The sequence below is a fragment of the Paraglaciecola sp. G1-13 genome, from assembly GCF_055809255.1.
In genome coordinates this window covers 1,338,266-1,363,185 of sequence record NZ_CM147903.1, presented here as the reverse complement: position 1 = coordinate 1,363,185, position 24,920 = coordinate 1,338,266, and the positions used below count along the sequence as shown (strand labels likewise).

Genomic DNA, 24,920 nt, shown 5'->3' with positions numbered 1-24,920 from the left:
CCCGTTCAATATAAGGAATCCCTTTGGATCACCAACAGTTAAAAGCCTTTGTGGTAGAAAAAATTGAAGACCTAAAAGGTCGAGATATCATAGATTTAGACGTATCAGAAAAATCAAGCGTGACAGAAACCATGCTGATATGTTCAGGAAACTCAAAACGACATGTGGTCTCTATTGCCGAAAATGTAGTGGTTGAAGCCAAACAAGCGGGTAATCCGCCTCTGAGCATCGAAGGCCGTGAAGTTGGCGATTGGGTATTAGTCGATTTAGGTGATGTAGTGCTACACGTAATGCAAGACGACGCCAGAGATTTTTATCAGTTAGAGAAACTTTGGGGCTAATTCCCCGTCGAAGCACTAGCTGTAACATTGCAAAGTAGATAACACCATGCGAATTCAACTAATAGCCGTTGGCAGTAAAATGCCAAGTTGGGTTGAACAAGGTTACCAACAATACGGTAAACGTTTTCCTTCTGATATGCCCCTTAGCCTAACAGAGATACCCGCTGGTAAGCGCGGTAAAAATGCGGACATAAAACGTATTTTGCACAAGGAAGGCGAATTGACCATGGCAGCAATTCCTAAAGGCAATCGCATTGTGACTCTTGAAGTGACGGGTAAGCCTTGGGATACGCCAATGCTTGCGAGTAATATGCAAAAGTGGCAAATGGATGGGCGGGATGTCAGCCTGCTCATTGGCGGCCCTGAGGGCTTAGCACCGGAGTGTATTGCTGCATCTGAACAAAAATGGTCTCTATCTCCGCTCACTTTGCCCCACCCTCTAGTCAGGATCATTGTCGCTGAAAGCTTGTATCGAGCTTGGTCGGTGAATACCAACCATCCGTATCATCGAGAATAGTCATGGCTCGTCATCGTGTAACGATTAAAGACCACACCGCTGAAGCAAACCTTTTTGCTCGGCGTACGGTCATCGCTATGTTGGTCATTTTCATGATGATTGCCATGGTATTGAGCAACCTATACTACCTGCAAATCACCCGCTTTGAAGATTATCAAACGCGCTCTAATGGCAATCGCATAAAAATATTGCCAGTCGCGCCGAACCGCGGGTTAATTTACGACAGAAATGGCACTCTGTTGGCTGAAAACCGTCCCGTTTTCAACTTGGAAGTCATTCCTGAAAAGGTAGATAATTTAGAGAGAACGCTTGGCCTGTTGAGCGTATTGCTCGATGTGGACGAAGACGAAATCACCGACTTTTATCGAGAAATAAAACGCAATCGACGCTTCAAACCCGTGTCTTTGCGTAAACGTTTGACTCCAGAAGAAGTCGCCCTTTTTTCTGCCAATCAACACAAGTTCCCAGGAGTGAGTGTAGAAGCTCGCTTAACACGACACTATCCATACGGAAAAACATTAACCCATGTACTGGGTTACGTATCAAAAATTAATAAAAAGGATCTACAAAAGCTTAGCGAAGCAGGCCTTGAAGCAAATTATGCCGCAACCCATGACATAGGAAAGCTTGGGGTTGAAAAGTACCACGAAGATATTCTGCATGGTCAGGTAGGTTATCAAGAGGTAGAGGTCAACAACCAAGGGCGCGTGATCCGCACGCTCAACTTTAGCCCTCCCGTTCCAGGGCAAGATATCGTCCTAAATATCGATTTGAAACTGCAACAAGAAGCAGAGCGCATTTTAGATGGTGACAAGGGTACCATCGTAATGCTTGATTCAGATGACGGCGGTGTGTTGGCCATGTTCAGTAGCCCAAGCTACGACCCCAACTTATTCGTTCACGGTATTAGCAGTAAAAATTACAGCGCGTTATTAAATTCAAATGGGCGCCCACTGATTAACCGCGCCACGCAAGGTCAGTATCCTCCAGCTTCAACCATAAAGCCTCATTTAGCCTTAGTTGGCCTAGAAGAGAACACAGTGACCCCAAAAACGCGCATCTTCGATAACGGCAAATATCGCCTAAAAAATGTAGAACACGTGTGGCGAGACTGGAAACGCTGGGGACATGGGTGGGTTGATTTAACCTCAGCCATAGAACAATCCTGTGACATCTACTTTTACGATCTGGCTTATCGGTTAGGTATCGATAAAATCAGCGATAACATGTTTGAATTTGGTTTCGGCGATTACACCGGCATAGATTTACACGAAGAGTCAGATGCAAACATGCCCAGCCGTGGCTGGAAGCGTGCTCGATTCAATCAACCCTGGTACATCGGCGATACCATTCCCGTGGGCATTGGCCAAAGTTATTGGACCGTCACTCCTATCCAATTGACACAATCTATCACCACCTTAGTCAATCACGGACATCGTTATATTCCGCAGATATTGCGCGGAAAATACGTTAACAGTGAAGTGGTTCTTGAGGGCAGCAAAGAGCGCCGCCCGATGGACATTAAAAATGATAAAAACTGGGACACTGTACTAGATGCCATGTACGGCGTAGTTAACCGCAAAACCGGTACAGCTCGTCGTGCGTTTGTTGATACACCCTATGTGTCGGCGGGTAAAACCGGTACAGCACAATTGGTGGCCATCGCCCAAGATGCAAAATATGATGCCGAGAGCTTGGCTGAAAACTTGCGCGACAATGCCATGTACGTGGGTTTTGCGCCTTATGAAAAACCGGAAATTGCCGTTACCGTGGTGCTTGAAAATGCCGGTGGCGGTAGCTCACAAGCCGCTCCTTTGGCCAGAATGATGATGGATAAATACTTTGAAGAGCGAGAGTTTGCGCCTAAACCGGACGTAAAAGAACGGGAAGTATCGCAAGATGTCGCCCATCAAACCACTTCACACACTCATTAGGCACTGACGATTGTTATGAATATGATGCTACGCACCAAGCTTGACCCCAATAAGCGTTCTTTGCTCAATCGCATACATTGTGACGGGCCGCTACTCATCGGGTTGCTGGTACTGATGGCCGTTGGCTTAGTAACGATATATTCTGCTGGGGGCCAAGACTGGCAACTCATTGACCGTCAACTTATTCGACTCGGGTTGGCGCTTGGGGTCATGTTGGCCGTGGCGCAAATTCCACCGTTAGCCTACCAAAAGTTATCTATTTATTTTTATATACTCGGGATCGCCATGTTAGTTGCGGTGATCGTATTCGGCCATGTAGGAAAAGGCGCTCAGCGCTGGTTGGACTTAGGGGTAGTGCGTTTTCAACCTTCAGAAATCATGAAGCTTGCTGTTCCCATGATGGTGGCTTGGTACATCAGTCAATTTAACCTTCCCCCGAAATTAAGACACATATTATTTGGCTTTATTTTGGTAGGCGTTCCCACGTTGTTGATTGCGCAACAACCTGATTTAGGCACCTCTTTATTAATTGCCAGCTCAGGGATATTCGCACTCTTCCTTGCTGGTATGAGTTGGCGCTTCATCGGAGGTATTGCCTTAGCGGTATCCATATTCAGCCCTATCATGTGGAACTTCCTCATGAAGGACTATCAAAAACAACGAGTATTAACCTTCCTCAATCCAGAAAGCGACCCATTGGGGTCTGGCTACCATATTATTCAATCACAAATTGCCATAGGCTCAGGCGGCGCCGAGGGTAAGGGTTGGTTGCAAGGCACTCAGTCTCAATTAGAATTTTTACCCGAGCGACATACAGATTTTATTTTTGCAGTATTTAGTGAAGAATTTGGTTTTTGGGGCGTGGTCGGCTTATTGGCTATTTATACTTTCATCGTTATCCGCGGCATGATTATCGCAAACCGCGCTCAAGATGCCTTTAGTAAGCTACTCGCAGGCAGTATTACGCTAACATTCTTTGTTTATGTATTTGTTAATATGGGTATGGTATCGGGCATACTGCCCGTAGTCGGTGTGCCCTTGCCGCTCGTAAGCTATGGAGGGACATCCATGGTCACCTTACTCGCAGGGTTTGGCATTTTAATGGCCATCGCCACCCAGAAACGGTTATTGTCCCGTTAACACTTATATATAGATTTGCTAATGTACTTAGCACGTCAGTGGGTAAATTAATGTTGTCACTTTGTGGAGCTAATGTGTCGTTCTCAACCTTATGTAATCGTCTTTTTCGCCGCGTACCCCACGTATTGCTTGCTCTTTATCTAATAGTATTGGCACCAATAAGTAGTGCACAATCTCTGCCTGAGGCAGAAACTGCCTTCTTGGACGCCATAGTAACAAAGCACAATTTAAATCGCGAAACGGTGCTGCAGTTACTTAACCAAGCTGAAAAAGACCAAGCAGTGATCGATGCGATAAAACGGCCTTGGGAAGCAAAGCCTTGGCATCAGTATTACCCCATATTTTTGACTGAGAAAAGACTACAGAAAGGCCTCGAATTCTACCAAGCTCACCGGGAAACATTAGCCCGCGCAGAGAAAGAATATGGTGTACCAGCAGAGATGATCGTCGCTATTTTAGGTATCGAGTCCTTTTATGGTACCTACAAAGGTAGCTACGCAGCGCTCAATGCCCTCTACACCCTGGGCTTTCACTATCCGCCCCGTTCCTCATTTTTTAAAAAGGAATTGGCTCAGTTAATATTGTTAGCGAATGAAGAGGAGTTTGATGCCAAGCAGTTACAAAGCTCTTACGCAGGCGCGATGGGCTGGGGGCAATTCATTCCATCTAGTTATCGCCATTATGCAGTTGATTTTGACAATGACGGCGTACGCGATTTACTGAATAACCCAGTGGACGCTATTGGCAGTATCGCCAATTATTTTAAACGTAACGGCTGGCAACGAGGTGATTCGATTGCTTTTCCAGTAAACGTAACGCCTGGAAACGCAAAGCCTTGGTTAAGAAAATCCCTTAAGTATCGTGAGACCTTTGCCCAGTTGCACCAAGCAGATATTAGCATTGATGTCGAAACAGCTAAGCGCGTCGGGATCGAAAAAGCCCAAGATAAGTGGGATGGTATCGCGGCTGATAGTGACGCTAAATTACTTAATTTTGCCCAAGCTAGCGGGCACGACTATTGGCTTGGGTTGAAAAATTTTTACGTGATCACTCGCTATAACCACAGCAAATTGTATGCAATGGTCGCGTTTCAATTTAGCCGACAATTAGCCAGCGGCATCAACTCGTTAGACAAAGACGCACAACTGAGTTCACAAGATGATGCTTAAGTACGCGTTTTTAATCATGCTGGTCACATTCATAGCGGCGTGCGCCAATTCGCCGAGTTCAAATAACAGCCGCTACAGCCAGCATAAAGATTCCGCTCCCAGCGCGATTAGAGATGGAATAAAGTTTGATGATGCCGAACCTATGTATGAACCCTACGCCCTTGCGAATTTGCGCAGCTATTCAGTTTTAGGCAAGCAGTATACCCCTCTTAAAACCGGTAAAGGATACTCAGCTACTGGCGGCGCTTCTTGGTATGGCCAGAAATTTCATGGGCATCTCACGTCCAACGGTGAAACCTACGACATGTACGCCATGAGTGCTGCTCATAAAACATTGCCACTGCCTTCGTACGTAAAAGTAACTAACCTAAAAAATGGCCGCGAAGCCATAGTCCGGGTAAACGACCGTGGCCCGTTTCATGACAAAAGAATAATCGATTTATCTTATGCAGCTGCAATGAAACTCGGTATGTTAAGTACAGGCACTACCCAAGTTAAACTAGAGGTCATTCATATTGACGAAGCAGGTATGCAGACAGTGGGTAACGGTTTATCTGAGCCACCTACTCCGTTAAAAGATGATGCTATGCGTAACGACAATGTACAAATCGCCCAAGTGCCCCGCGTACCGGCTTTAGGTACAACATCGGCTACATCACCAAACTCACCCAGTGTCGCATCTGCGCCGCCAATAGCGACTCCTACAGAAATACCCACCCAAGAAAAGGTATTCATTCAAATAGCAGCCCTGAGTAACGATCAGCGAATTACCAAAATTGGTAACGCCCTGGCAAATTTGTATCAAGTGCCTTTTGTTGCACCACTTGAAGAAGGATTATATCGCTTAAGACTTGGGCCATTTACGTCCGAGCACGAAGCATTGGGGATCTTAAATCAGCTGCGTAAAAGCGGATATAGCGACGCTTACAAGTTTTATCCTTCGAATGAGCCCTAGGTTAAACTTTCCGTCCAAAAGATTGTCTTATGAGCGCTTTTTAACGATTTTGTTTTGTGTAACAATTTTTGTTGTCAGCGCAGCAAAGTCATTGAAAAACTGATATATTAGCCATCGTTTTAGGCGCGACACGTCAAACACCACTTTCTTAACAAATATCACATTACGGTAGGTCCATGCGAAACACCAAGACACTCATATTAGCCATCTTTAGCTGCTTCTCCCTTTCCTTTTTATCTCATGCGGCGAGTGCAGCGGTCATCATACCTGACGCGCCTTCCGTATCGGCTAAAGGCTTTATTTTAGTCGATTTTCAAACCGGCAAGGTGATTGCTGAGCAAAATTCTGATATTCAGATACCGCCAGCAAGCTTGACTAAAATGATGACAAGCTACGTGATCGGCAAAGAGATCGCCAATGGCAATATTAAAGACACTGACATGGTCACGATTTCAGAAAATGCTTGGGCCAAGAACTTTCCTGATTCATCTAAGATGTTTATCGAAGTGGGTACACAAATTTCGGTGGGCGACTTAAATCGCGGCATCATTGTACAGTCGGGAAATGATGCATGCGTGGCGATGGCAGAGCACATTGCCGGTAGCGAAGATGCGTTTGCCAGCATGATGAATTTGCACGCTGAAAAGTTAGGCATGACGTCAACGCACTTTGTAAACAGCCATGGCTTACAAGATGCCGACCATTACACGACCCCTCGGGATATGGCGACCTTAGCCCGCGCATTGATCACAGATGTGCCAAATGAGTATAAGGTTTATAGCGAAAAAGAGTTTACCTACAACAACATCAAGCAATATAACCGTAACGGTTTATTGTGGGATAAAAGCCTGAATGTGGATGGCATAAAAACGGGCCACACCTCAGATGCAGGTTATAGCTTGGTGTCCTCAGCGACCCAAGGCGACATGCGTTTAATCGCGGTGGTCATGGGCGCTGATAGCGAGCGTGCACGTAAAGTTGAAAACAAAAAGCTGCTTAAGTATGGGTTTAGATTCTATGAAACTATTACCCCGTATCAGGCAGGCGAAAGCTTTGTATCACACCGCATATTTATGGGCGACAAAGAGACTGTAGATCTTGGTATTTCACAAGACACCCCCATTACTATTCCTCGCGGTCAGAGCAAAAATTTAGAAGCCAACTTCGAGCTAGATAAGAAGTTAGAAGCACCTTTGGCTAAAGGTGAAGTAGTTGGAAAGTTATTCTTGCAATTAGACGGTGAAGACGTAGCCGAATATCCTTTGGTTACATTACAAGAAGTAAAAGAAGGCGGTATGATTGACCGCCTTGTAGACTTCGTTAAACTGCAACTTGGCTTTGATAGCTAAGACAAATTGAGCAGAATATTATGCAAACCCAATTTGATAAATTACTCGACTTCCCTTGCCACCAAACCTTCAAGGTCATGGGTGTAGCGGATGAACGGTTACCGGATCATGTCATCAACTGCTTGCAAAACCATGCACCTGGTGACTATTCCCCCAGTGTAAAACCGAGCTCAAAAGGCACTTACCATTCGTTGTCTATCAGCGTGCGTGTAACGAGCAAAGAGCACATGGAAACCATCTATACTGAGCTTTCTAAGCTTGAATTGGTTCGTGTAGTTCTCTAAAAGCAAGCTATATATAGCGCACCTGTCTGTGCGCTATTCTTCTATAGGACACCACTAAGGTTTGAACGACACAACCCCTGTCATTATTCGCCAGCTCGGCCGCCAAGCGTATTTTCCGATTTGGCAAGCGATGCAAGATTTTACCGATTCGCGGGACAGCAGCAGCCAAGACGAAATATGGCTAGTTGAACACGACCCTGTATTTACACAAGGCCAAGCCGGTAGAGAAGAGCACCTTCTTGCCCCAGGGGATATCCCAGTCGTAAAAGTCGACCGCGGTGGTCAAGTCACCTATCACGGCCCTGGCCAACAAATGATGTATGTGCTGTTAAACTTAAAGCGACACGGCTTAGGTGTACGCACCTTGGTTAGCGCATTAGAGAGCTGCATTGTTGATACATTAAAAGAGTACAAGGTAGACGCTTACCCCAAGGCAGATGCCCCTGGTGTGTATGTTGATAGCAAAAAGGTCTGCTCAATTGGTTTACGTATTCGTCGAGGATGTTCCTTTCATGGCCTTGCCCTGAACGTTAATATGGACTTAGCACCCTTTCAACGAATTAATCCTTGTGGTTATGCCGGCCTAGAAATGGTAGATTGCACCCAATTAGGCGGGCCAGATTCACTCGCGGTTGCTGGCCCAGCTATCGCCGAAAAATTATGTTCATTGCTTGGTATTGCAAGCGTCGAAAACAAAGAAGGTTTTGATGAGTAACGCACGTCCACAAGCCGGAGAAAAACTCCGGGATGATGAAAAAGTTAAACATATTCCGATCACTATCATGCCCACTGAAAAGGCAGAGATGTTGCGCAAACCAGAGTGGATTAAAATTCGCTTACCGCGCACCACGGATCGTATCGATCATATTAAAAAGACATTGCGTAAAAACAATTTGCACTCGGTGTGCGAAGAAGCAAGTTGCCCCAACCTTGCTGAATGTTTTAACCATGGTACTGCGACCTTTATGATTTTGGGCGATATATGCACCCGTCGCTGCCCGTTTTGTGATGTTGCTCATGGTAAGCCACTGCCTCCAAGTGCAGAAGAGCCTATCAAATTAGCCAAGACCATCGCTGAAATGCAACTTAAGTATGTGGTTATCACCTCTGTGGATCGCGATGATTTACGTGACGGTGGCGCCCAACACTTTGTTGATTGCATAAACGCTATTCGCGAGCACAGTCCAACGACTAAAATTGAAGTACTTGTACCCGATTTTCGCGGTCGTATGGACAAAGCATTAGAGATCCTTAAAAACGGCGTGCCAGATGTGTTTAACCATAATTTGGAAACCATCCCTCGCCTATACCGTGAATGTCGCCCTGGGGCAAACTATCAGTGGTCACTTGATTTGCTTAAGAAATTCAAAGAGCAACATCCTGATATCCCCACCAAATCAGGCTTAATGATGGGCATGGGCGAAAACAAAGAAGAAATCGCAGAAGTACTTAAAGACTTACGCGCACACAATGTTGAGATGCTTACCCTTGGTCAGTACCTACAACCGAGTAAGCACCACTTCCCATTAAAGCGTTATGTGCATCCTACGGAGTTTGACGAGCTTGGCGTGATCGCGAAAGAGATCGGCTTTACTCACGCAGCATGTGGCCCTATGGTGCGTTCAAGCTACCATGCTGATAAGCAGGCAGCCGGTGTAGAAGTTAAGTAATTATCACGCTACAGTTTGCATATAAAAACAAAACTCGCCAATCGGCGAGTTTTTTGTTTCTATAACGTAACTTGTTGCGCCAATAGATAAATTTAACAATGCTTAATACCAATTCCATTAAATAATTGCCCTCTCAGAATTCATCCTGCGGGTTTTGGACAAGGTGTCGGTGTGCAGTAATGGCTGTTCCCTTTCAAATACCGAGAACGCAGTACAGAACCCGCAGGGGGATTCTGAGAGGGCGAATTTTAAAGGGACTTTCTCAGCGTTGCTCGAACTCGAAAGAGAACCACTATTACTTCATTCAAGCGCCTTGATTAAGTCCCTTTAAATTTTCGCTGAGTGGCTAATTATTTAATGGAGTTGGTATAAATACACCTTCACCGCCATCACACTTAGTATTTTCACTCTATTCGTTTCACTATTTGCGACGTCCTCACAAACGAATAGCCCTGTAGCCAGCGTAGCCAAGACAGAAAATTCAACTCGCGTCGTACCTCAATGGCGAACACCTGAATCAACAAATCTGGTTTATATGCAGCTGGACTCAGGGCTCGTTATTATGGAGCTGGCACCGTTCATGTCCCCTATCAATGTTGCGCAGTTTAAGGGGCTCATCAAAGACGGCTTTTACGATGGTTTAGACTTCTATCGCGTGATTGACGGCTTTGTAGCTCAAGGGGGAGATGTTACAGAAAGTAGGCCTCATGAACACACTAAACAGCTGCCAGCGGAACTAACTCGTAGTTATAATGGCTTAGGCAACGCTGACGATGACCCGTTCGTGTTGGTGCAAACTGGCGAGTTTATGGCTCCGCAAACAGGTTTCTTAAACGGTTTTGCTGCAGGTCGCGACCCATCAATTCACCAAGAGTGGTTATTGCACTGCCCTGGTGTGGTTGCATTTGGCCGTAACAATGGACTTAACACCGCGAGTTCCGAGTTTTATATCGCCATCGGACAAGCTCCAAGGCATCTTGATAGGAACATGAGCGTGCTGGGAAAAGTGATTTACGGTATGCACCATGTACAACGTATTAAACGCGCCTCAGTGAATGTCCCCAGCGGGGTAATTGAAGACCCAACAAAGCGCACCAAAATAGTCTGGGCTAGGCTTGCCAATGATATTCCGGCGCAGCAGCGTGTTGACGTTCAGGTGCAAGATGAACACTCTGACGCCGTTACCACTCGCATAGCGCTCGGACGCACATTGGAGAATGAATTTTTTCATTACAAAGGTAATGGCAATGTAGATGTGTGTTATTACAACTTGAAAACTCGAATAGTAGAATAATACACATTGCTATAGTATTTATGGCAGCACCAAATGCAGTAGCGACATCACACTAGTGACGCCTATTTTAAAATCTATCTACCTATCGGATGATGAAAAATGAACCTAGATAAAGCGCAAAAACGTATCGAGAAACGGGTTAAACGTGGCTTTCACGGGTACCCTATGATCAGTATTCAGTATTTTGGTGAAACGAGTGCGCTAGCAAGTAAAGTGGAAGTGAGCTTTATAGAGCAAGAAGACGCCGCGCCAATGACGGAAAGTTTCAGTAGCGACAACGATATTCGCAAAGATGAAACCGTACAAACCACCATAATCAAAATAATTGATCGAGTCGATGCCAAAACAGTAACCTTGGACGAAACAGTCCAACCTCTATCATAACCTGACAGGCGCGATATTTAAGTTACTCCCCAGATACTCAACGCAATAAACGTATACAGCAAGGGTAAAAACGATAACATGCAGTGCAACGCAACGTCTAAAACGAAATCAACAGCTATTCTCAGGATTAAAAAAACGCTGGTAACACTTAGCCTAGTAAGCAGCGCAATGTTTACCACTGAGCTAATGGCAGCAAATCCTCCCGTACCCCAGCTGAGCAAAGAGCAAGTCATATCTCAGCTCAAGTTATCACATCATTTTGAAGGGGGATATTTTCGTCAAACATTCAAAGCCAATCACAGAGATAAAGTCACGACCCCTCGAGGTGACAGAACCACTATGACGGCTATTTTCTACATGTTGACCGACGACAACAACATTGATCATTTTCACACCAAGCACTCTGATGGCATTGAGTTTTATCATATGGGTGCGCCAATCACGTATCACATGATTTACCCTGATGGGCGATACGAGAAAGTGGTCGTTGGGCCTGATATCCAAAACGGTCAGCAATTACAACTCGCCGTTCCTGGTGGAACCTATAAAGCGGCTGAATTGCCTGTTGGCACATACGGTTTAGTCAGTGAAGCGGTAGCCCCCGGCTGGGAACAAGAAGATATGATAGAAATAAACCGTGAAGCACTACTCGAAAAATTCCCCCAACATAAAGCGATAATCGACCGCTTGGCGAATAAGAATAAGCACTAGCGACAATAGAAGGCGACTTTACACTGAGTCGCCTTTAATAACAGAAAACGTCAATTGACAGTCGATGTGTTTTAGCAATTTGTTCACCATCGGCGGCGCGGCTACTTGCTGGTCATTATGGTTTAACACCGCAGCAATATGAATATCGCACTCGGCTATGTTTATCTGCTGACGAACAAAAAATATGTTTAATTCATCAAATCGTTGCTCTGCAAGTTCCACGCTCCCAACATATTTACCTGCAACGTCTGCGGCGACATAATGAGCCCCCTCAACTTCTCTTACCAAGGTAAACGCTTGCATCTTGTCCAGGTTCAAAAAGCGAAATGTCACCGTTGCACTGGGTACGTTTTTATTCAAAGGGAAGCTCTTATCATGTCATGGTTGGGTATAAATATATGGCCTAGGCATGACTGCCTAAACATAAAACCGAATCTGTCAGTGTTGCTTTAAACGCAGCTGCCAATTGCCATTGTTCTGCGCTTCACATGCTTGCTCAGTATCATAACGCACATGATGACGAGCATCTTTCAACTTAATCCCCACCTTGAGCAATTGCGCTTGGATTTGGCGGCGCAAATACACATCCTGTTCATGCATTTGCACTTGCTCTAACGAGGCCTGAGTATCGAACACGCAAATTACCGCTAAACTACCAGGGAAGCGGTCATAGCTAGCTGTATGGGTGATCCATTCAAAGCCCGGCACCTCGCGTTTGGCTTGCTCACAAACAATGGTCAACGCTTTTATCACATTGTTATCGAGCTTCTTAACCGTTTTTTGCATGTTCGTTATTCGCCTTTACCGACAGTTAGTTTCTTAGCAACTATACATAGTCACAAAGGTAAGCAGTATTCACTGACACTTGCGCTTTGAATTTCACGTTAGCATCTACTGTGAACACTTGGCCGGCGGTAAGGGTTTTCCACTCACTTTCGCCTGGTAATAAAACGGTCATTGCACCGCTGACTACGCTCATGGTTTCATGCTGTGAGGTGGCAAACTCATACTCACCAGGCGCCATAACCCCTAACGTAGAGTTACCCACTGCTGTGTCAAATGCGATAGATTTTACGTTACCTTCAAAATATTCATTTACGTTAAACATCGTTCCACTCCAGTTAGATTATTTTTGCGGGCGTTAATGTAGCAGCTTTACTGGTCACCTGCACAGCCGATACTATCTTTTTCTTCAAAGATAGCCTTCCTTGATTTACTCTTAGGCCTACTCTTATTCAGTGACTTCAATCAGCTATGATCATTCAATCTCATCAAGCCGTTATTTCTACGCCAAGTGGCAATATGCAAACGTCAATTTACCGACCTGTCAGTGCTGGCGCTTATCCTAGCATTATCTTTTATTCTGAGATATTTCAAGAAACGGCACCAATAACTCGCAGCGCCAAACTGCTAGCAGGACACGGATTTGTTGTGTTAGTACCCGAGGTGTTTCATGAGCTAAATCCAGCCGGGACCGTACTTGCCTATGATGATATAGGTAAAGACAAAGGCAATGCGGATAAATTCGCCAAGCCTTTGGAGCAACACGACAGCGACACCCAAAGCATGCTCAACTTCATCGATTCACAGACCTACTGCAATGCAAAGGTGGGCTCTATGGGCGTGTGTATTGGTGGCCATCTTGCCTTTAGGGCTGCTTTGAACCCAAGAGTAGACGGCGCCTTTTGTTTATACCCAACAGACATTCACTCCAACACCTTACCCTGTGCTCATGGCAATGACTCCTTGAGCCAATGCCCCAAAATTAAAGCTGAGCTGTGTATGATTTTTGGCAAACAAGACCCACACGTATCCCGAGAAGGCAGAGAACTGATCAACGCCACTATGCAAGATCACAACCTCAACTTCACTTGGCATGAGCTCAATGCCCAGCATGCATTTATGCGCGATGAAGGTGACAGATACGATCCTGCTCTAGCTCTTGAGTGTTACCAAATGGCGATACAGATGTTCAACCGCTGCCTGAGTTGATCTTCAATGCTATCCGCTGCAAAGCTAATTTCAGGGGGCCTCGCCCCCAACTCCACGCGGTTTATCCGCAGTCCTCGACGCCGCTCTTTGTGCTTTAATTTGCTCTTATTGGCTGTTTTGTTCGATACCCAAGCAATGACTTCCCCCTTGCTTGAAGACACCCAGAGCGCGCGAGTAGAGCGTGTTGAAAGCAGAATAAGACAAATAAATGCAGGGCAGTTCGATCAGTTTGAGATCCACGGATTTAAGCGTTTCAATGCCGCTGATAAAGAAAAATTAAAGCAATGGGTGAAAACAGGCGTCAATGCCACCCGAGATACCTTAGGGGTGTATCCATCACGCTTAATATTTCATCTGGTGCCTAAAAAATCTAATCAACCTGTACCTTGGGCTTACACGCGACGGGATAAACCTCAGCGTATTTATTTACACGTGGACAGCCGTTTTCAGCAAGATAAATTCATTCGCGATTGGACAATTTATCACGAAATAAGCCATTTAGCGCTTCCCTATCTGGGCGGAAACTATGCTTGGCTTGCCGAGGGATTCGCTAGTTTTATGCAGTATCAAATCATGGCAAACGCAGGGATACTTGAGGGTTCGTTGGAGCAAAATTACCAAAATAAAATAGCCCCTCATTTGAAATGGTTCAACAGCGACTTAACGCCGGCCTCTATTGCTAGGCGTTTAATGAGCCAAAAACAATACCCTGCCGCTTATTGGGGCAGTGCTTATTTTTTCATACTTGCAGATAAAGCATTGGCTGAACAGCACCATACTCGGCTCAGCAAATTGATTAGCCAGTATCAATTCTGCTGCAACGAGCAATACGCTAGTGCTGGGCAAGTAATGAATGATCTAGATGGATTACTCGGGGCACCTGTTTTCACTGAGCTGCTTGCCTCATTTGAAAACTTGCCAGCTCGTCAGCTCTATCCCCAAGCGTTTGCAAGCAATGTCACGCCAACAGAGGGCGTTAAGGCCTTACCCTAAACACTTCGCATTAAGCGGTTTATGCTAAGCGGTTTGTACTAAGCGCTTAGTACAGAGGGTTTTTAACCAGTTATTGGGTTACAATTCGCTTAAATTAAGTCCTACGAGTTTTAAAGTGAAAAAACAAATCTATGTTGCTTATACGGGCGGCACTATCGGCATGCGCCCCTCATCAAAAGGTTATGTGCCCGCAGCTGGGTTCTTATCTGAAACTATCGCTAAGATGCCTGAATTTCATCGTCAAGAAATGCCTGATTTCACCATCAATGAATATCATAGCTTGATCGATTCTGCGGATATGAGCCCAAAAGATTGGCAACAAATAGCGGATGACATAAAGCAAAATTATCAAGATTATGACGGTTTTATCATTCTACACGGCACTGATACCATGGCATACACCGCGTCCGTGCTGTCGTTTATGCTGGAAAACCTAGGTAAACCGGTTATTGTCACTGGCTCGCAAATACCGTTAGCGCAATTACGATCTGATGGCCAAGAGAACTTACTAAACGCCCTTTATTTGGCGGCTAACTACCCTATTCCTGAAGTGAGCCTGTACTTCAACAATAAGCTGTTTCGCGGTAATCGGAGTCGAAAATTAGACGCTGACGGTTTCGATGCATTTGGCTCACCCAATTTTCCGATGCTGCTTAAAGCTGGTATTAACATTGAGGTAAAAGCAGGGAAAGTCACACCGATTGATCAGCAACCTCTGGTCGTGAGCAGCGTTACACCTCAACCGGTGGGCGTGGTTAGCTTATATCCAGGGATCAGCGCAGAAGTGATACGCAACATTCTGCAACAGCCAGTGAAAGCCCTTATTCTGCTTAGTTACGGTGTAGGTAACGCGCCGCAAAACCCAGCGTTGTTGAATGAACTCAAGCAAGCCAATGACAACGGCATTTTAATCGTTAACTGTACCCAATGCCTGCGCGGAAAAGTCAATATGTCCGGTTATGCCAATGGTAATGTTCTACAGGATGTGGGGGTACTTTCAGGAGGAGACATGACACCAGAAGCTGCACTCGCGAAACTGCATTACCTTCTGAGTAAAACTTTAAGTGTGTCAGAAATGAAACAAAGACTCACCAGTAACCTTAAGGGTGAGCTGACTGTCTAACAGCCATGCATAGGTCGACTCTATTGAGGCCTGACCTATACCAAAAGACTGAATTTCAAGCATAAAAAAAGGCAAACTAAAAGTTTGCCTTTTTTTGGAATTCGTATTTAATCAAGCAAGCTTGAATTAAAGTACTACGATATTCTCTGCTTGAGGACCTTTTTGGCCTTGAGTTACAGTGAACTCAACTTTTTGGCCTTCAGCTAGTGTTTTGAAGCCAGTACCAGTAATTGCACGGAAGTGAGCAAATACGTCAGGACCATTTTCTTGCTGAATGAAACCAAAACCTTTAGATTCGTTGAACCATTTAACTGTACCAGTAGTAGTAGACATAGTCTTTCCTATAATTTTCAAGAGTAATAAAAAAACCTTTTTCAAGGCGAGGTTTGCTGAAGCGTGTTGCTATTACTTATGATATACAAGACGAGGTACTACAATGGAACATCGAAACAGTGTGCATAAATATCAAACGTACTTTCAAGCGCGATTAGAATAACACCCCTCACAGTAACGTCAACCATTATTATCAATTTCACTGGTCTTACGAGCTCTTCTTTATCGATATGAAATCAAATACATACGCTCCCACGTACATGTAAAAAGCATGTTAATAACAAGGCTTGAAACAGCGCAGATTACTGCGCCTAGAAAGTCACTATTTCGGCATATACCGGCTAGGAATACAGGCGACCATAGCAGCGCCTAATAACGCGAATACGGTAGCGATTGTAAAAGCGATTTCCGCCCCCTGCCCCTGTTCCCATATCAATCCAGCACCGAAGTTGCCTGCCGCTCCCCCTACACCAAATCCGATGCTGGTGTATAAAGCTTGTCCTTGGCTACGAAACTGATGGCCAAAATAATGGTGAATAAAGTTAATTGAAGCGGCGTGAATCAACCCAAAACTAAATGCGTGTAGCATCTGACTGACGACCAATGCAGGCCAATGCTGTGCAGCAACAGCCAACAGATACCAGCGTAATGCAGTAAGAAGCATACTGACTAACAATGTCCACTTAACACCAAAGCGACTAATCAGCTTCCCAGCGAGTAAAAATATGATTACTTCTGCCGCAACACCCAAGGCGATCAAGGCTCCCGTTTCTTGGCCAGTGTAAGCTAAATCTCTCGCGTACAATGCAAAGAAACCGTAATAAGGGCCAAAGCTTACTTGGATCAATGTCGAGGACACAATAAAGCCAATAAACACTTTTGTGCGCACTTTTTTCCAAATTGATTCACCGCCAGTCAGTGTGCGGCCGCTGGCGCTAGCTTCTTTTAAGCCGAGTGTGACCAAAAACAATCCTAGCAGCACAGCACCACTTAGATAGATAGGCGCCTCACTCGAGAACACATCAATAAGTTTACCCGCCAACACTGTCAGTACAATAAAGCCTATGCTTCCCCATAAGCGCACATGACTATATTTTGTCGCGTCACCACGCACGCTGCCAAGGGTAATCACTTCAGTTTGCGGCGCAATCGCGGTAAAAAACAGCATCATCAAACCAAACGCGACGGTGAGTCCCCAAAAGCTGTTTAACCAAAAGATGGAACAAAATGTAGCAAAAGTAAGAAACGCCCCGAACTGCAGAATGCTCAGAGACTTGCCTGACTTGTCAGCAAAAGCAGCAAACAAATTCGGCCCAATAATGCGCATCAGGGTAATAAGCGCAAATAACTCACCTATCTCTTGTGAGCTAAATCCTCGACCGTCAAGGAACACGCCCAGATAAGGGACCAGTACCCCGAGTTGACCAAAATACAAAAAGAAAGTTAAAGACAGCATCACCAGATTGCCTCTGGAAAATGCTGCCTGAGTCGCTACCACGTAAACGCTTATTTACTTTGGGCAGGAATAACGGGCGTGATAGATTGCACATCCGCGTTTTGGCCGCGGTGACGCAAATAATGGTCCATCAACACTAGGGCCATCATGGCTTCTGCTATAGGGACCGCACGGATGCCCACGCACGGATCGTGACGACCTTTGGTGACGACCTCTGCTGTTTCGCCATTGATGTCAATGCTTTCTCCCGGCACGCTGATACTTGAAGTAGGTTTGAGCGCCATATGCACCACTAAATCCTGGCCGCTTGAAATACCGCCTAAAACGCCCCCAGAACGGTTTGATTTAAACCCATCAGCGGACATTAAATCTCGATGCTCACTGCCCTTTTGTTCGACGGTGTCAAACCCATCCCCCACTTCAACGCCTTTTACCGCATTGATGCCCATCATGGCATGGGCTAAATCAGCATCTAGCCGGTCAAATATAGGCTCACCGAGTCCAACAGGCATATTGGTCGCAACAACAGAAACCTTAGCACCAATCGAATCACCTTGTTTTTTAAGGTCACGCATATAGTCATCTAACGCTTCTAACTTGCTCTCATCAGGGCAAAAGAACGCATTCGTGTTAGTCACACTGTGATCAACCTTGTCGATTTTAATCGGACCGAGCTGTGACAAATATCCCCGCACCTCAATGCCTAAATGGGTCTTAAGGAATTTTTTTGCTACCCCACCTGCGGCCACTCGAATTGCAGTTTCACGTGCAGAAGAACGACCTCCTCCGCGGTAATCGCGTAGCCCGTACTTTTGCTGATAGGTGTAATCAGCATGGCCAGGTCTAAAGGTATCTTTAATTTTTGAATAATCATTACTGCGCTGATCGGTATTCTTAATCAGCAAACCAATACTGGTACCCGTGGTTTTGCCTTCAAACACACCAGAGAGAATTTGCACTTCGTCTTCTTCACGTCGTGCTGTGGTGTAGCGTGAGGTACCTGGTTTACGACGATCTAAATCTACTTGCAAGTCCGCTTCACTGATTTCTAAACCAGGAGGACAACCATCGATAACACCGCCAATAGCAATGCCATGACTCTCGCCAAAGGTACTTAAAGTAAAAAGCTTGCCAAAGGTATTGCCAGCCATAGTGTTATATTCCTCGTATTCGGTAGTTTCTAATGCTTAATAATAATTGCTTAAGAGATGCTTGCGTCACTTATCGGGCAAAATATGCCTCTAAATCGCTTTTACTGATTGCAAACACACCATGACCACCTCGATTAAACTCCACCCATTGCAACGCTAAATCAGGGTATATATGCTCCATATGGAACTGGCTATTACCCACTTCCACAAACAACCAACCATCGTCAGTTAGATGCGCTGGTGCTTGGCGCAACATCTTATGCACTAAGTCCAATCCATCATCGCCTGCCGCTAATGCAAGCTCTGGCTCATGATGAAATTCTTCGGGCAAGTCAGCCATATCTTCTGCGTCCACATAGGGCGGATTGCTGATAATTAAGTCGTATTTTTGCCCTTCTAGCGCAGCCATTAAATCGGATTGAATAGGGTATACTCTATCGCTCAATTGATGCTCGTGAATATTCATTTCAGCCACTTCAAGCGCCTCAGGACTGATATCAACCGCGTCAACCGTTGCGCTTTCAAACGCGTACGCCAACGCGATAGCGATGCAGCCACCGCCGGTACATAGATCAAGAATATGCGTAGGGGGTGTTGACACCCAGTTCGCAAATTTATCATCAATCAGCTCAGCAATAGGCGAACGCGGTATTAATACGCGCTCATCAACATAAAATGGTAAGCCGCAGAACCACGCTTGGTGCATTAAATACGGTAACGGTATCCGCTCTTCTGCGCGGCGCTGAACCAGTGCGGCGATATCACGTTTTTCAATCTGGGTTAGGCGAGCTTGAAACAACTGTTCACCTGTTTGCTCCAGCATATCTTGAGGCAAATTTAAGGTATGTAGTACTAAACACACCGCTTCGTCCCAGGGGTTATCAGTACCATGGCCATAAAACAAACCGGCTTGATTAAATTGACTGACCGACCAACGCACCATATCCAGCATTGTATGCAAATCATTCACGGCTTGTTCTGTATCCACGCGGTTATTCATTTTCACCCTAAAATTTGTTTTGCTTAATCAACGGCTCTTCGTAGTTTCACTACCCAGATTTTGCTAAACTAAGCGGAATAAATGCCTTACATCAAGCCCGCTATTCAACGCTATGAAAAAAACGCCCCCCCTCGAACCATCTGACACGGCACTATTTCGAAGTGAGTTTACTGATGTAAAGCCAATAAAGCAGGACAAAATACCGCCTCAACGCCTTTCCAGCAAGCATAAATCCGCGGATTTAGCTAAAAAGCTTGATCGCCTCAATGACGTTAAGCAGCGAAATGCAACTTTTCAATTCTCGGACGGATTTGAAGGACACTTTGATAGCCACCAGCCACTCAAATACGTTCAGCCCGGGGCCGACTCTTTCGAAGTGAAACGTTTACGTCGCGGTGAGTACCCACCTGACCTCATTTTGGATCTACATGGGTTGAACAAAGAACAGGCGAAATTGGAAATTGCCGCGCTCATTTACGCAGCGCAAAAACAGCATTACCACTGTGTCTGTATCGTCCATGGTATCGGCAGTTATGTGCTGAAAAAGAATGTACCAAACTGGTTAATTCAGCACCCCAGCGTAAAAGGCTTTCACCAGGCCCCATTGGAATGGGGTGGTCAAGGCGCCGTATTAGTACTGATAGACCTCCCCCAAGTGCACAGCAAGTATTAGTGCATAAACGGCTGTTGTAATAACAATTTTTCAAACTCAGGCTTAGGAAGTGCTTTACTAAAATAATACCCTTGAATGTAGTCGCAGTTGAGTTGCTTCAATAGCGCAACCTGCCCTTCTAGTTCAACCCCTTCAGCAACCACATCAATACCTAGTTCATGACACATAGCAATCAATCCACCAATCATGCTCTGAATTTCCTTGCAGCCTTCAATGCCGTCCACCAGCACTTTATCAAGCTTCAGCACATCAATAGGTAGTTTTGCCAGATAAGCGAAAGACGAGTACCCGGTGCCAAAATCATCCATAGCGATGCTTACACCAAGCTCTTTAAGCTCCCATAAGATCGCCAACGTTTGCTCAAAATCTTGGATCAGGCAAGACTCAGTAATTTCCAGCTCAATGAGTGACGGCGGCAATGCGTACTTATCCAACAAGTGTTCGAATTGCTCCACTACGCTGTGATTAGCTAGCTGTCTTGAGGAAATATTTATCGCGACACGCTTCAAGTCAGGAGTGAAATGGTGAAGCTCAGCAATTTTCTTTACGCTTTGATCTATCAGCCATTCGCCGATTTGCTCAATTTGTCCATCTAGTTCGCTCAAATTGATAAACTCATTGGGCGGGATCCATCCCAATTCATTGTGTTGCCAACGGATAAGGATCTCCGCGCTATCAATTTGCTGATCGGGTAAGTGCACTTTCGGCTGAAAATGCAAGAAGAACTGGTTATCACGTAGCGCACCATTAATGGAGTTTTTAATCTTAAGCTGGCGTTGCTGCAAGTCACGCAAGGCTGAATCAAAACGGCACAACCTTTCTCTGTCTGAATTATCGACTGAAAACGCGCAACGCAAGTTTTCCATCAAACTGCTTGGGTCTTCGCCATCAGTGGGAGCCAATGCATACCCCATCACACAGTTTATTTTCACGCAGCCTTTGCGCTGTGTATTGGGCTCGTTTAATTTGTGGTTAATGGCTGATAAGCGACGACGGATCACCTCTTCACTTTCAAAATCAGGAATGATGATGAAAATTTTGCCGCTGTCAAAGGCAAACGTTTTACTGCCTTGTGGCAGTTCGCTACTGACTAATCCTCTAATTTCAGTTAACAGTCCAGTGAAAATACCCGGCCCAGCATGCTGTTCTAAGTAGTCGTAGTCCTTAATTTTAAGCGAAACGAGGCAAAACTCTTGTTGCATCTCAAACTGGTCGCGCACCGCTTGCTCAAATGCGTAATACTCAGGATTGTGCTCGCCTTCTAATACGCGCCGATTCATTATTCTGGCGTGATATTCAACAAACGCGCCGTCGACTTCTTCTATTAACTGTTGATTATTCCAAGGCTTACGCAAAAATTTATGCGCCGCACCGCTGTTTAATAAACCGATAGCTGAATCAAAATCTGCAAAACCACTCAGTACCATGGATATCACATCAGGGTGATGTTGCTTAATTTGCTCGAGAAACTCAGCACCTGACATCTGTGGCATACGAAAATCCGACAGCACCACTTGAATGTTGTGCTCTTGCATTATGGCAAGCCCTTCTTGAGCACTATTGGCCATAAAGACTTCAAATGGTGTTTTCACTAAACAGCGTTTTAATGACGATAAAATATTCGGTTCATCGTCCACAACTAAAAGCTTACCTGTCGCCGGAGTGGCATGTAATTGCTGGCTGTTCATTTGCGTTAGCCCCTAAGCATTATTATGTTAATTAAGACAGTGTTAAGTAACAGAGCACTGATTTTTAGTATGTTGATGTTCAAAACTGATACTGCCCTTCAATTCGCACTCGAACACCTTGTTCGTCTTTCCCTTTAATAGTTCTAATGTCGCTGACGCGGGCACCTAACCACCAGTTATGGTTCATTTTCCGGCGCAATCTAATATCAACCCCCTGCAAATTCGAGGTAGCAAACCTAGCGGTGCCGTTTTGCGCAAATTCATTAATCACACCAAAACGTTCGACCCGCACGTACCTTATATGCCAAGCATAATTGCCCACTTGCTTTAAAGTACCTTGGCTAAACTGCACAGCAAGGCTGGTTTTCTGATCATTAAATTGGTCGAACTGTGAGAAGCTTTCCAACGAATGCCCTATATCTACGCCCAATTTATATCCTTGATAGCCAACACTCGTGGACAGGCGTATCGAACGGTTATCTAGCTCAGTGTCTTTTTTCGCATACCTTGCGCCCTGCTGACCGTGGTAATCCACCAGCCAAGGTGAAACCCTCAGCTTTATCCCCTTAAAATCATAGTTCATATTCAACTGTATGATGTGCATCAGACCTATTACATCGCTGTTTCCATCCAGAGGTTTCAGTGATGCGAGTTGCAGTTGATGCTGTTCATTGAACTGATAATTCAGGTGAACGCCAATAGGGTGCAAATTTCTATCCCAAAATATGTCAGTGACTTGCTTCGATTGCCACGGAATTTTGCCGATATAAAGCTGAGCTTGGCTGGATTTTCCTGAATTAAATTTTCCAGTCATAAATAGGCGTTCTACATACACATCGTTATCTGGCTGAGGCTGTGTATTAAATCTAGCGACAGTAATGGCTGGTACATTTTGCTTATTTTTCAACCCCGTACTTAAACGTCCCTGTGCAGACCAATTATTATTGATGTCAGCCTTGAGCCCTAAACGGGCAATCAAGCGAAGACGCTCCCGGTCTGGCAAATTATTGTGCTGGCTTTCATGTTCGTATCTCAGAATCATATTGCCAAATACATCAAGATCACTCGCAATCGCTGCACTGGGTACTGCACTGAGCGCTATGAGTACTCGCAACATAAACTTCTCCATCGAAAACTCCTTGCCATCACAGATAACATTAAATTCGTGAGACTAATAATTACACAATGTCACTATTGTCACATATTACACTTTAGTCCTATTTGTCATTTTAGTCATAAATGGTATAAACTAATCATACGTAATGACAGCCAAGAGAAATCAATGAAAACATTAACCTCCGGTGAAATAGCGAAGTACTGTGACGTTAATTTGCGCACGGTTATCCGCTGGATTGATAGTGGCAGACTCAAAGGCTACAAGTTGCCTGGTGGTGGTAATAACCGTGTGAAAGAAGAAGATTTTCTCGCATTTTTGCAAGATAACGAGCTACCTATCCCTACTGAGTTTCAAACAAAAGAGACACGTGTGTTGATAGTTGACGATGAATTGCAAGTGGCAAAAGCCATAAGCCGAGTAACCACTCGCGCCGGCTTCAAAAGTGTTATAGCGACAGACCCTTTTATGGCAGGTGCGTTGTTGACCAGTTTCAAACCGCAGTTAATGACACTCGATTTAAGCATGCCTGGGGTTAACGGTTATGACATCGTTAAATTTGCCCGCCATGATTACGACGATAAATCGTTGAAAATACTAATTATTTCAGCCCTAGGAGAAGACCAACGACAACAGGCAGTCGATTTGGGCGCTGATATGTCACTGTCTAAACCATTTTCAAACAAAGAATTACTAAACACGATTGAAAGCCTGCTGGTTAAATAATTTTTGGCTACACACGTGTTGGTCTCTTTTTGATTGTTTTTTTGTTCACTTTCGAACGATGATAGGAGTACAAGATGAAAAAACGTTTTCTAGGCTGTATTTTTTTATTCTGCGCTTTAACCACATTGCCAGCTTTGGCCGCTGAAAAGCAGTCACAGCAAGCATTAACCTTTGCTGTTGTGCCTCAACAATCAGCGAAAAAACTAGCCAAGTTGTGGACCCCACTATTAAAGGAAATAAGTGCAACTAGTGGGGTTGAACTTGTATTTACTACGGCACCCAATATCCCCATATTTGAACAACGTTTAGAGCGTGGTGAATACGACTTTGCTTATATGAACCCGTACCATTTTACTGTGTTCAACCAAACGGCAGGCTACCAAGCGCTAGCAAAGCAAAGAAATAAATCTATTCAGGGGATCATCGTGGTCAAACAAGACTCCCCCATCACAACCCTGCAGCAATTAGAAAACCTGACCTTGGCATTTCCTGCTCCTGCGGCATTTGCTGCCACGCTTTTGCCTAAAGCTGACTTACAAGCTCAAAATATACTGATTGAAAGCCGCTACGTATCCTCTCACGACTCTGTTTACCTTGCTGTCGCAAGAGGTTTGCTGCCTGCAGGAGGCGGCATTATGCGTACGTTCAATAATGCACCAGAGCAAGTCAGAGATAGCCTGCGAGTCCTTTGGAAAACCAAAGCGCACACGCCTCACGCCATTGCTAGCCACATGAGTGTCCCGTTGGAGGTTCGTGAACGAGTACTACAAAGTTTACTTAGCCTAGACAAAACAAAACAAGGAAAGGGTCTGCTAAAAACCATTAACTTTAGCGCTTTTGAAAGCGCAGAAGATAATGACTGGGATGACATTCGGGCCTTGGGCATTAAAACGCTTTAATACGCGTCATGCTTAGAATATTTT

The 24,920-nt window shown here is 45.0% G+C and carries 28 protein-coding genes; 19 read left to right on the top strand and 9 right to left on the bottom strand.

What is annotated here, in order from left to right; genetic code table 11:
* Window positions 1-23: 23 nt before the first annotated feature.
* From rsfS to AC0L6N_RS05720, 13 genes are all read left to right on the top strand, one after another.
* The gene (gene rsfS, locus AC0L6N_RS05780) at window positions 24-341 is read left to right on the top strand and encodes a ribosome silencing factor (protein ID WP_006994605.1); all 318 of its coding nucleotides are present in this window, start codon (window positions 24-26) and stop codon (window positions 339-341) included.
* 46 nt (window positions 342-387) lie between these two features.
* On the top strand, window positions 388-858 hold the full coding sequence (rlmH, locus tag AC0L6N_RS05775; RefSeq protein ID WP_473479756.1) for a 23S rRNA (pseudouridine(1915)-N(3))-methyltransferase RlmH: 471 nt from the start codon (window positions 388-390) through the stop codon (window positions 856-858).
* Between the two features lie 2 nt (window positions 859-860).
* The gene (gene mrdA, locus AC0L6N_RS05770) at window positions 861-2,792 is read left to right on the top strand and encodes a penicillin-binding protein 2 (protein ID WP_011574397.1); all 1,932 of its coding nucleotides are present in this window, start codon (window positions 861-863) and stop codon (window positions 2,790-2,792) included.
* Window positions 2,793-2,807: 15 nt separating this feature from the next.
* Window positions 2,808-3,932 carry a rod shape-determining protein RodA gene (rodA, locus tag AC0L6N_RS05765; RefSeq protein ID WP_011574396.1) on the top strand — a complete coding sequence of 375 codons (1,125 nt, stop codon included), beginning with the start codon at window positions 2,808-2,810 and terminating at the stop codon, window positions 3,930-3,932.
* 50 nt (window positions 3,933-3,982) lie between these two features.
* Entirely contained in the window at window positions 3,983-5,101 is a 1,119-nt protein-coding gene (gene mltB, locus AC0L6N_RS05760; RefSeq protein WP_473479753.1) for a lytic murein transglycosylase B, read from the top strand.
* Entirely contained in the window at window positions 5,091-6,056 is a 966-nt protein-coding gene (locus tag AC0L6N_RS05755) for a septal ring lytic transglycosylase RlpA family protein (protein ID WP_473479750.1), read from the top strand. The genes mltB and AC0L6N_RS05755 overlap by 11 nt, the downstream gene beginning before the upstream one ends.
* A gap of 176 nt (window positions 6,057-6,232) precedes the next feature.
* Window positions 6,233-7,405, top strand: a complete 1,173-nt coding sequence (locus tag AC0L6N_RS05750) for a serine hydrolase (RefSeq protein ID WP_473479748.1) — start codon at window positions 6,233-6,235, stop codon at window positions 7,403-7,405.
* A gap of 17 nt (window positions 7,406-7,422) precedes the next feature.
* Complete coding sequence (ybeD, locus tag AC0L6N_RS05745; protein ID WP_198136279.1) at window positions 7,423-7,689, top strand: DUF493 family protein YbeD; 267 nt, start codon at window positions 7,423-7,425, stop codon at window positions 7,687-7,689.
* A gap of 61 nt (window positions 7,690-7,750) precedes the next feature.
* Complete coding sequence (gene lipB, locus AC0L6N_RS05740; protein WP_473479745.1) at window positions 7,751-8,404, top strand: lipoyl(octanoyl) transferase LipB; 654 nt, start codon at window positions 7,751-7,753, stop codon at window positions 8,402-8,404.
* Window positions 8,397-9,359 (top strand): lipoyl synthase, encoded by a 963-nt coding sequence (lipA, locus tag AC0L6N_RS05735; RefSeq protein WP_006994594.1) that lies wholly within the window; start codon window positions 8,397-8,399, stop codon window positions 9,357-9,359. The genes lipB and lipA overlap by 8 nt, the downstream gene beginning before the upstream one ends.
* Window positions 9,360-9,747: 388 nt before the next feature.
* A complete protein-coding gene (locus AC0L6N_RS05730; protein ID WP_473481262.1) occupies window positions 9,748-10,653 on the top strand; it encodes a peptidylprolyl isomerase in 906 nt (301 codons plus the stop codon).
* Between the two features lie 99 nt (window positions 10,654-10,752).
* Window positions 10,753-11,037 (top strand): hypothetical protein, encoded by a 285-nt coding sequence (locus AC0L6N_RS05725; RefSeq protein WP_473479742.1) that lies wholly within the window; start codon window positions 10,753-10,755, stop codon window positions 11,035-11,037.
* Between the two features lie 168 nt (window positions 11,038-11,205).
* Entirely contained in the window at window positions 11,206-11,748 is a 543-nt protein-coding gene (locus AC0L6N_RS05720; RefSeq protein WP_473479739.1) for a cupin domain-containing protein, read from the top strand.
* 18 nt (window positions 11,749-11,766) lie between these two features.
* Here the strand turns inward: AC0L6N_RS05720 and AC0L6N_RS05715 are convergent, their stop codons facing one another.
* The 3 genes from AC0L6N_RS05715 to ppnP all read right to left on the bottom strand — a co-directional run bounded on the left by AC0L6N_RS05715 (window position 11,767) and on the right by ppnP (window position 12,856).
* The gene (locus AC0L6N_RS05715) at window positions 11,767-12,108 is read right to left on the bottom strand and encodes a hypothetical protein (protein WP_473479736.1); all 342 of its coding nucleotides are present in this window, start codon (window positions 12,106-12,108) and stop codon (window positions 11,767-11,769) included.
* A 78-nt stretch (window positions 12,109-12,186) separates the two neighbouring features.
* Window positions 12,187-12,534, bottom strand: coding sequence for a Fis family transcriptional regulator (locus tag AC0L6N_RS05710; protein ID WP_473479733.1), 348 nt, complete (start codon window positions 12,532-12,534; stop codon window positions 12,187-12,189).
* A 40-nt stretch (window positions 12,535-12,574) separates the two neighbouring features.
* Window positions 12,575-12,856: a pyrimidine/purine nucleoside phosphorylase gene (gene ppnP / locus AC0L6N_RS05705; RefSeq protein ID WP_011574384.1), complete on the bottom strand. Its 282-nt coding sequence runs from the start codon at window positions 12,854-12,856 to the stop codon at window positions 12,575-12,577.
* Between the two features lie 146 nt (window positions 12,857-13,002).
* Here ppnP and AC0L6N_RS05700 point away from each other — a divergent pair, with 146 nt between their 5' ends.
* The 3 genes from AC0L6N_RS05700 to ansA all read left to right on the top strand — a co-directional run bounded on the left by AC0L6N_RS05700 (window position 13,003) and on the right by ansA (window position 15,856).
* The gene (locus tag AC0L6N_RS05700; RefSeq protein ID WP_011574383.1) at window positions 13,003-13,740 is read left to right on the top strand and encodes a dienelactone hydrolase family protein; all 738 of its coding nucleotides are present in this window, start codon (window positions 13,003-13,005) and stop codon (window positions 13,738-13,740) included.
* A 6-nt stretch (window positions 13,741-13,746) separates the two neighbouring features.
* The gene (locus AC0L6N_RS05695; RefSeq protein ID WP_473479728.1) at window positions 13,747-14,733 is read left to right on the top strand and encodes a hypothetical protein; all 987 of its coding nucleotides are present in this window, start codon (window positions 13,747-13,749) and stop codon (window positions 14,731-14,733) included.
* A gap of 115 nt (window positions 14,734-14,848) precedes the next feature.
* The gene (gene ansA / locus AC0L6N_RS05690; protein ID WP_041713537.1) at window positions 14,849-15,856 is read left to right on the top strand and encodes an asparaginase; all 1,008 of its coding nucleotides are present in this window, start codon (window positions 14,849-14,851) and stop codon (window positions 15,854-15,856) included.
* A 126-nt stretch (window positions 15,857-15,982) separates the two neighbouring features.
* Here the strand turns inward: ansA and cspE are convergent, their stop codons facing one another.
* The 4 genes from cspE to prmB form a co-directional block, all read right to left on the bottom strand.
* Complete coding sequence (gene cspE, locus AC0L6N_RS05685; protein ID WP_006994582.1) at window positions 15,983-16,189, bottom strand: transcription antiterminator/RNA stability regulator CspE; 207 nt, start codon at window positions 16,187-16,189, stop codon at window positions 15,983-15,985.
* A gap of 322 nt (window positions 16,190-16,511) precedes the next feature.
* Window positions 16,512-17,645 carry an MFS transporter gene (locus AC0L6N_RS05680; protein ID WP_473479724.1) on the bottom strand — a complete coding sequence of 378 codons (1,134 nt, stop codon included), beginning with the start codon at window positions 17,643-17,645 and terminating at the stop codon, window positions 16,512-16,514.
* 50 nt (window positions 17,646-17,695) lie between these two features.
* On the bottom strand, window positions 17,696-18,796 hold the full coding sequence (aroC, locus tag AC0L6N_RS05675; protein ID WP_473479721.1) for a chorismate synthase: 1,101 nt from the start codon (window positions 18,794-18,796) through the stop codon (window positions 17,696-17,698).
* A 70-nt stretch (window positions 18,797-18,866) separates the two neighbouring features.
* Complete coding sequence (prmB, locus tag AC0L6N_RS05670; RefSeq protein ID WP_011574378.1) at window positions 18,867-19,796, bottom strand: 50S ribosomal protein L3 N(5)-glutamine methyltransferase; 930 nt, start codon at window positions 19,794-19,796, stop codon at window positions 18,867-18,869.
* A 112-nt stretch (window positions 19,797-19,908) separates the two neighbouring features.
* On the opposite strand from prmB, the gene smrB reads away from it, so the two are divergent.
* Entirely contained in the window at window positions 19,909-20,469 is a 561-nt protein-coding gene (gene smrB, locus AC0L6N_RS05665) for an endonuclease SmrB (protein ID WP_473479718.1), read from the top strand.
* Here smrB and AC0L6N_RS05660 read toward each other — a convergent pair.
* Complete coding sequence (locus tag AC0L6N_RS05660) at window positions 20,466-22,157, bottom strand: EAL domain-containing response regulator (protein WP_011574376.1); 1,692 nt, start codon at window positions 22,155-22,157, stop codon at window positions 20,466-20,468. The two genes, smrB and AC0L6N_RS05660, sit on opposite strands and share 4 nt — an antisense overlap.
* A 79-nt stretch (window positions 22,158-22,236) precedes the next feature.
* A complete protein-coding gene (locus tag AC0L6N_RS05655; RefSeq protein WP_473479715.1) occupies window positions 22,237-23,286 on the bottom strand; it encodes a putative porin in 1,050 nt (349 codons plus the stop codon).
* A gap of 153 nt (window positions 23,287-23,439) precedes the next feature.
* Here AC0L6N_RS05655 and AC0L6N_RS05650 point away from each other — a divergent pair, with 153 nt between their 5' ends.
* Both AC0L6N_RS05650 and AC0L6N_RS05645 read left to right on the top strand, forming a co-directional pair.
* Window positions 23,440-23,997 (top strand): response regulator, encoded by a 558-nt coding sequence (locus tag AC0L6N_RS05650; protein ID WP_473479713.1) that lies wholly within the window; start codon window positions 23,440-23,442, stop codon window positions 23,995-23,997.
* A 74-nt stretch (window positions 23,998-24,071) separates the two neighbouring features.
* Window positions 24,072-24,896 carry a phosphate/phosphite/phosphonate ABC transporter substrate-binding protein gene (locus tag AC0L6N_RS05645; RefSeq protein ID WP_473479711.1) on the top strand — a complete coding sequence of 275 codons (825 nt, stop codon included), beginning with the start codon at window positions 24,072-24,074 and terminating at the stop codon, window positions 24,894-24,896.
* Window positions 24,897-24,920: the final 24 nt, after the last annotated feature.

Bases quoted from the DNA above. Each gene is read 5' to 3' on its own strand.
- AC0L6N_RS05755 (WP_473479750.1), top strand. From the start codon at position 5,091: ATGATGCTTAAGTACGCGTTTTTAATCATGCTGGTCACATTCATAGCG.
- AC0L6N_RS05655 (WP_473479715.1), bottom strand. From the start codon at position 23,286: ATGGAGAAGTTTATGTTGCGAGTACTCATAGCGCTCAGTGCAGTACCC.
- AC0L6N_RS05660 (WP_011574376.1), bottom strand. From the start codon at position 22,157: ATGAACAGCCAGCAATTACATGCCACTCCGGCGACAGGTAAGCTTTTA.
- rlmH (WP_473479756.1), top strand. From the start codon at position 388: ATGCGAATTCAACTAATAGCCGTTGGCAGTAAAATGCCAAGTTGGGTT.
- AC0L6N_RS05750 (WP_473479748.1), top strand. From the start codon at position 6,233: ATGCGAAACACCAAGACACTCATATTAGCCATCTTTAGCTGCTTCTCC.
- AC0L6N_RS05725 (WP_473479742.1), top strand. From the start codon at position 10,753: ATGAACCTAGATAAAGCGCAAAAACGTATCGAGAAACGGGTTAAACGT.
- smrB (WP_473479718.1), top strand. From the start codon at position 19,909: ATGAAAAAAACGCCCCCCCTCGAACCATCTGACACGGCACTATTTCGA.
- rodA (WP_011574396.1), top strand. From the start codon at position 2,808: ATGAATATGATGCTACGCACCAAGCTTGACCCCAATAAGCGTTCTTTG.
- aroC (WP_473479721.1), bottom strand. From the start codon at position 18,796: ATGGCTGGCAATACCTTTGGCAAGCTTTTTACTTTAAGTACCTTTGGC.
- AC0L6N_RS05645 (WP_473479711.1), top strand. From the start codon at position 24,072: ATGAAAAAACGTTTTCTAGGCTGTATTTTTTTATTCTGCGCTTTAACC.
- AC0L6N_RS05695 (WP_473479728.1), top strand. From the start codon at position 13,747: ATGCTATCCGCTGCAAAGCTAATTTCAGGGGGCCTCGCCCCCAACTCC.
- AC0L6N_RS05650 (WP_473479713.1), top strand. From the start codon at position 23,440: ATGAAAACATTAACCTCCGGTGAAATAGCGAAGTACTGTGACGTTAAT.
- AC0L6N_RS05720 (WP_473479739.1), top strand. From the start codon at position 11,206: ATGTTTACCACTGAGCTAATGGCAGCAAATCCTCCCGTACCCCAGCTG.
- lipA (WP_006994594.1), top strand. From the start codon at position 8,397: ATGAGTAACGCACGTCCACAAGCCGGAGAAAAACTCCGGGATGATGAA.
- prmB (WP_011574378.1), bottom strand. From the start codon at position 19,796: ATGAATAACCGCGTGGATACAGAACAAGCCGTGAATGATTTGCATACA.
- AC0L6N_RS05710 (WP_473479733.1), bottom strand. From the start codon at position 12,534: ATGCAAAAAACGGTTAAGAAGCTCGATAACAATGTGATAAAAGCGTTG.
- AC0L6N_RS05680 (WP_473479724.1), bottom strand. From the start codon at position 17,645: ATGCTGTCTTTAACTTTCTTTTTGTATTTTGGTCAACTCGGGGTACTG.
- AC0L6N_RS05700 (WP_011574383.1), top strand. From the start codon at position 13,003: ATGATCATTCAATCTCATCAAGCCGTTATTTCTACGCCAAGTGGCAAT.
- cspE (WP_006994582.1), bottom strand. From the start codon at position 16,189: ATGTCTACTACTACTGGTACAGTTAAATGGTTCAACGAATCTAAAGGT.
- mrdA (WP_011574397.1), top strand. From the start codon at position 861: ATGGCTCGTCATCGTGTAACGATTAAAGACCACACCGCTGAAGCAAAC.
- ppnP (WP_011574384.1), bottom strand. From the start codon at position 12,856: ATGTTTAACGTAAATGAATATTTTGAAGGTAACGTAAAATCTATCGCA.
- mltB (WP_473479753.1), top strand. From the start codon at position 3,983: ATGTTGTCACTTTGTGGAGCTAATGTGTCGTTCTCAACCTTATGTAAT.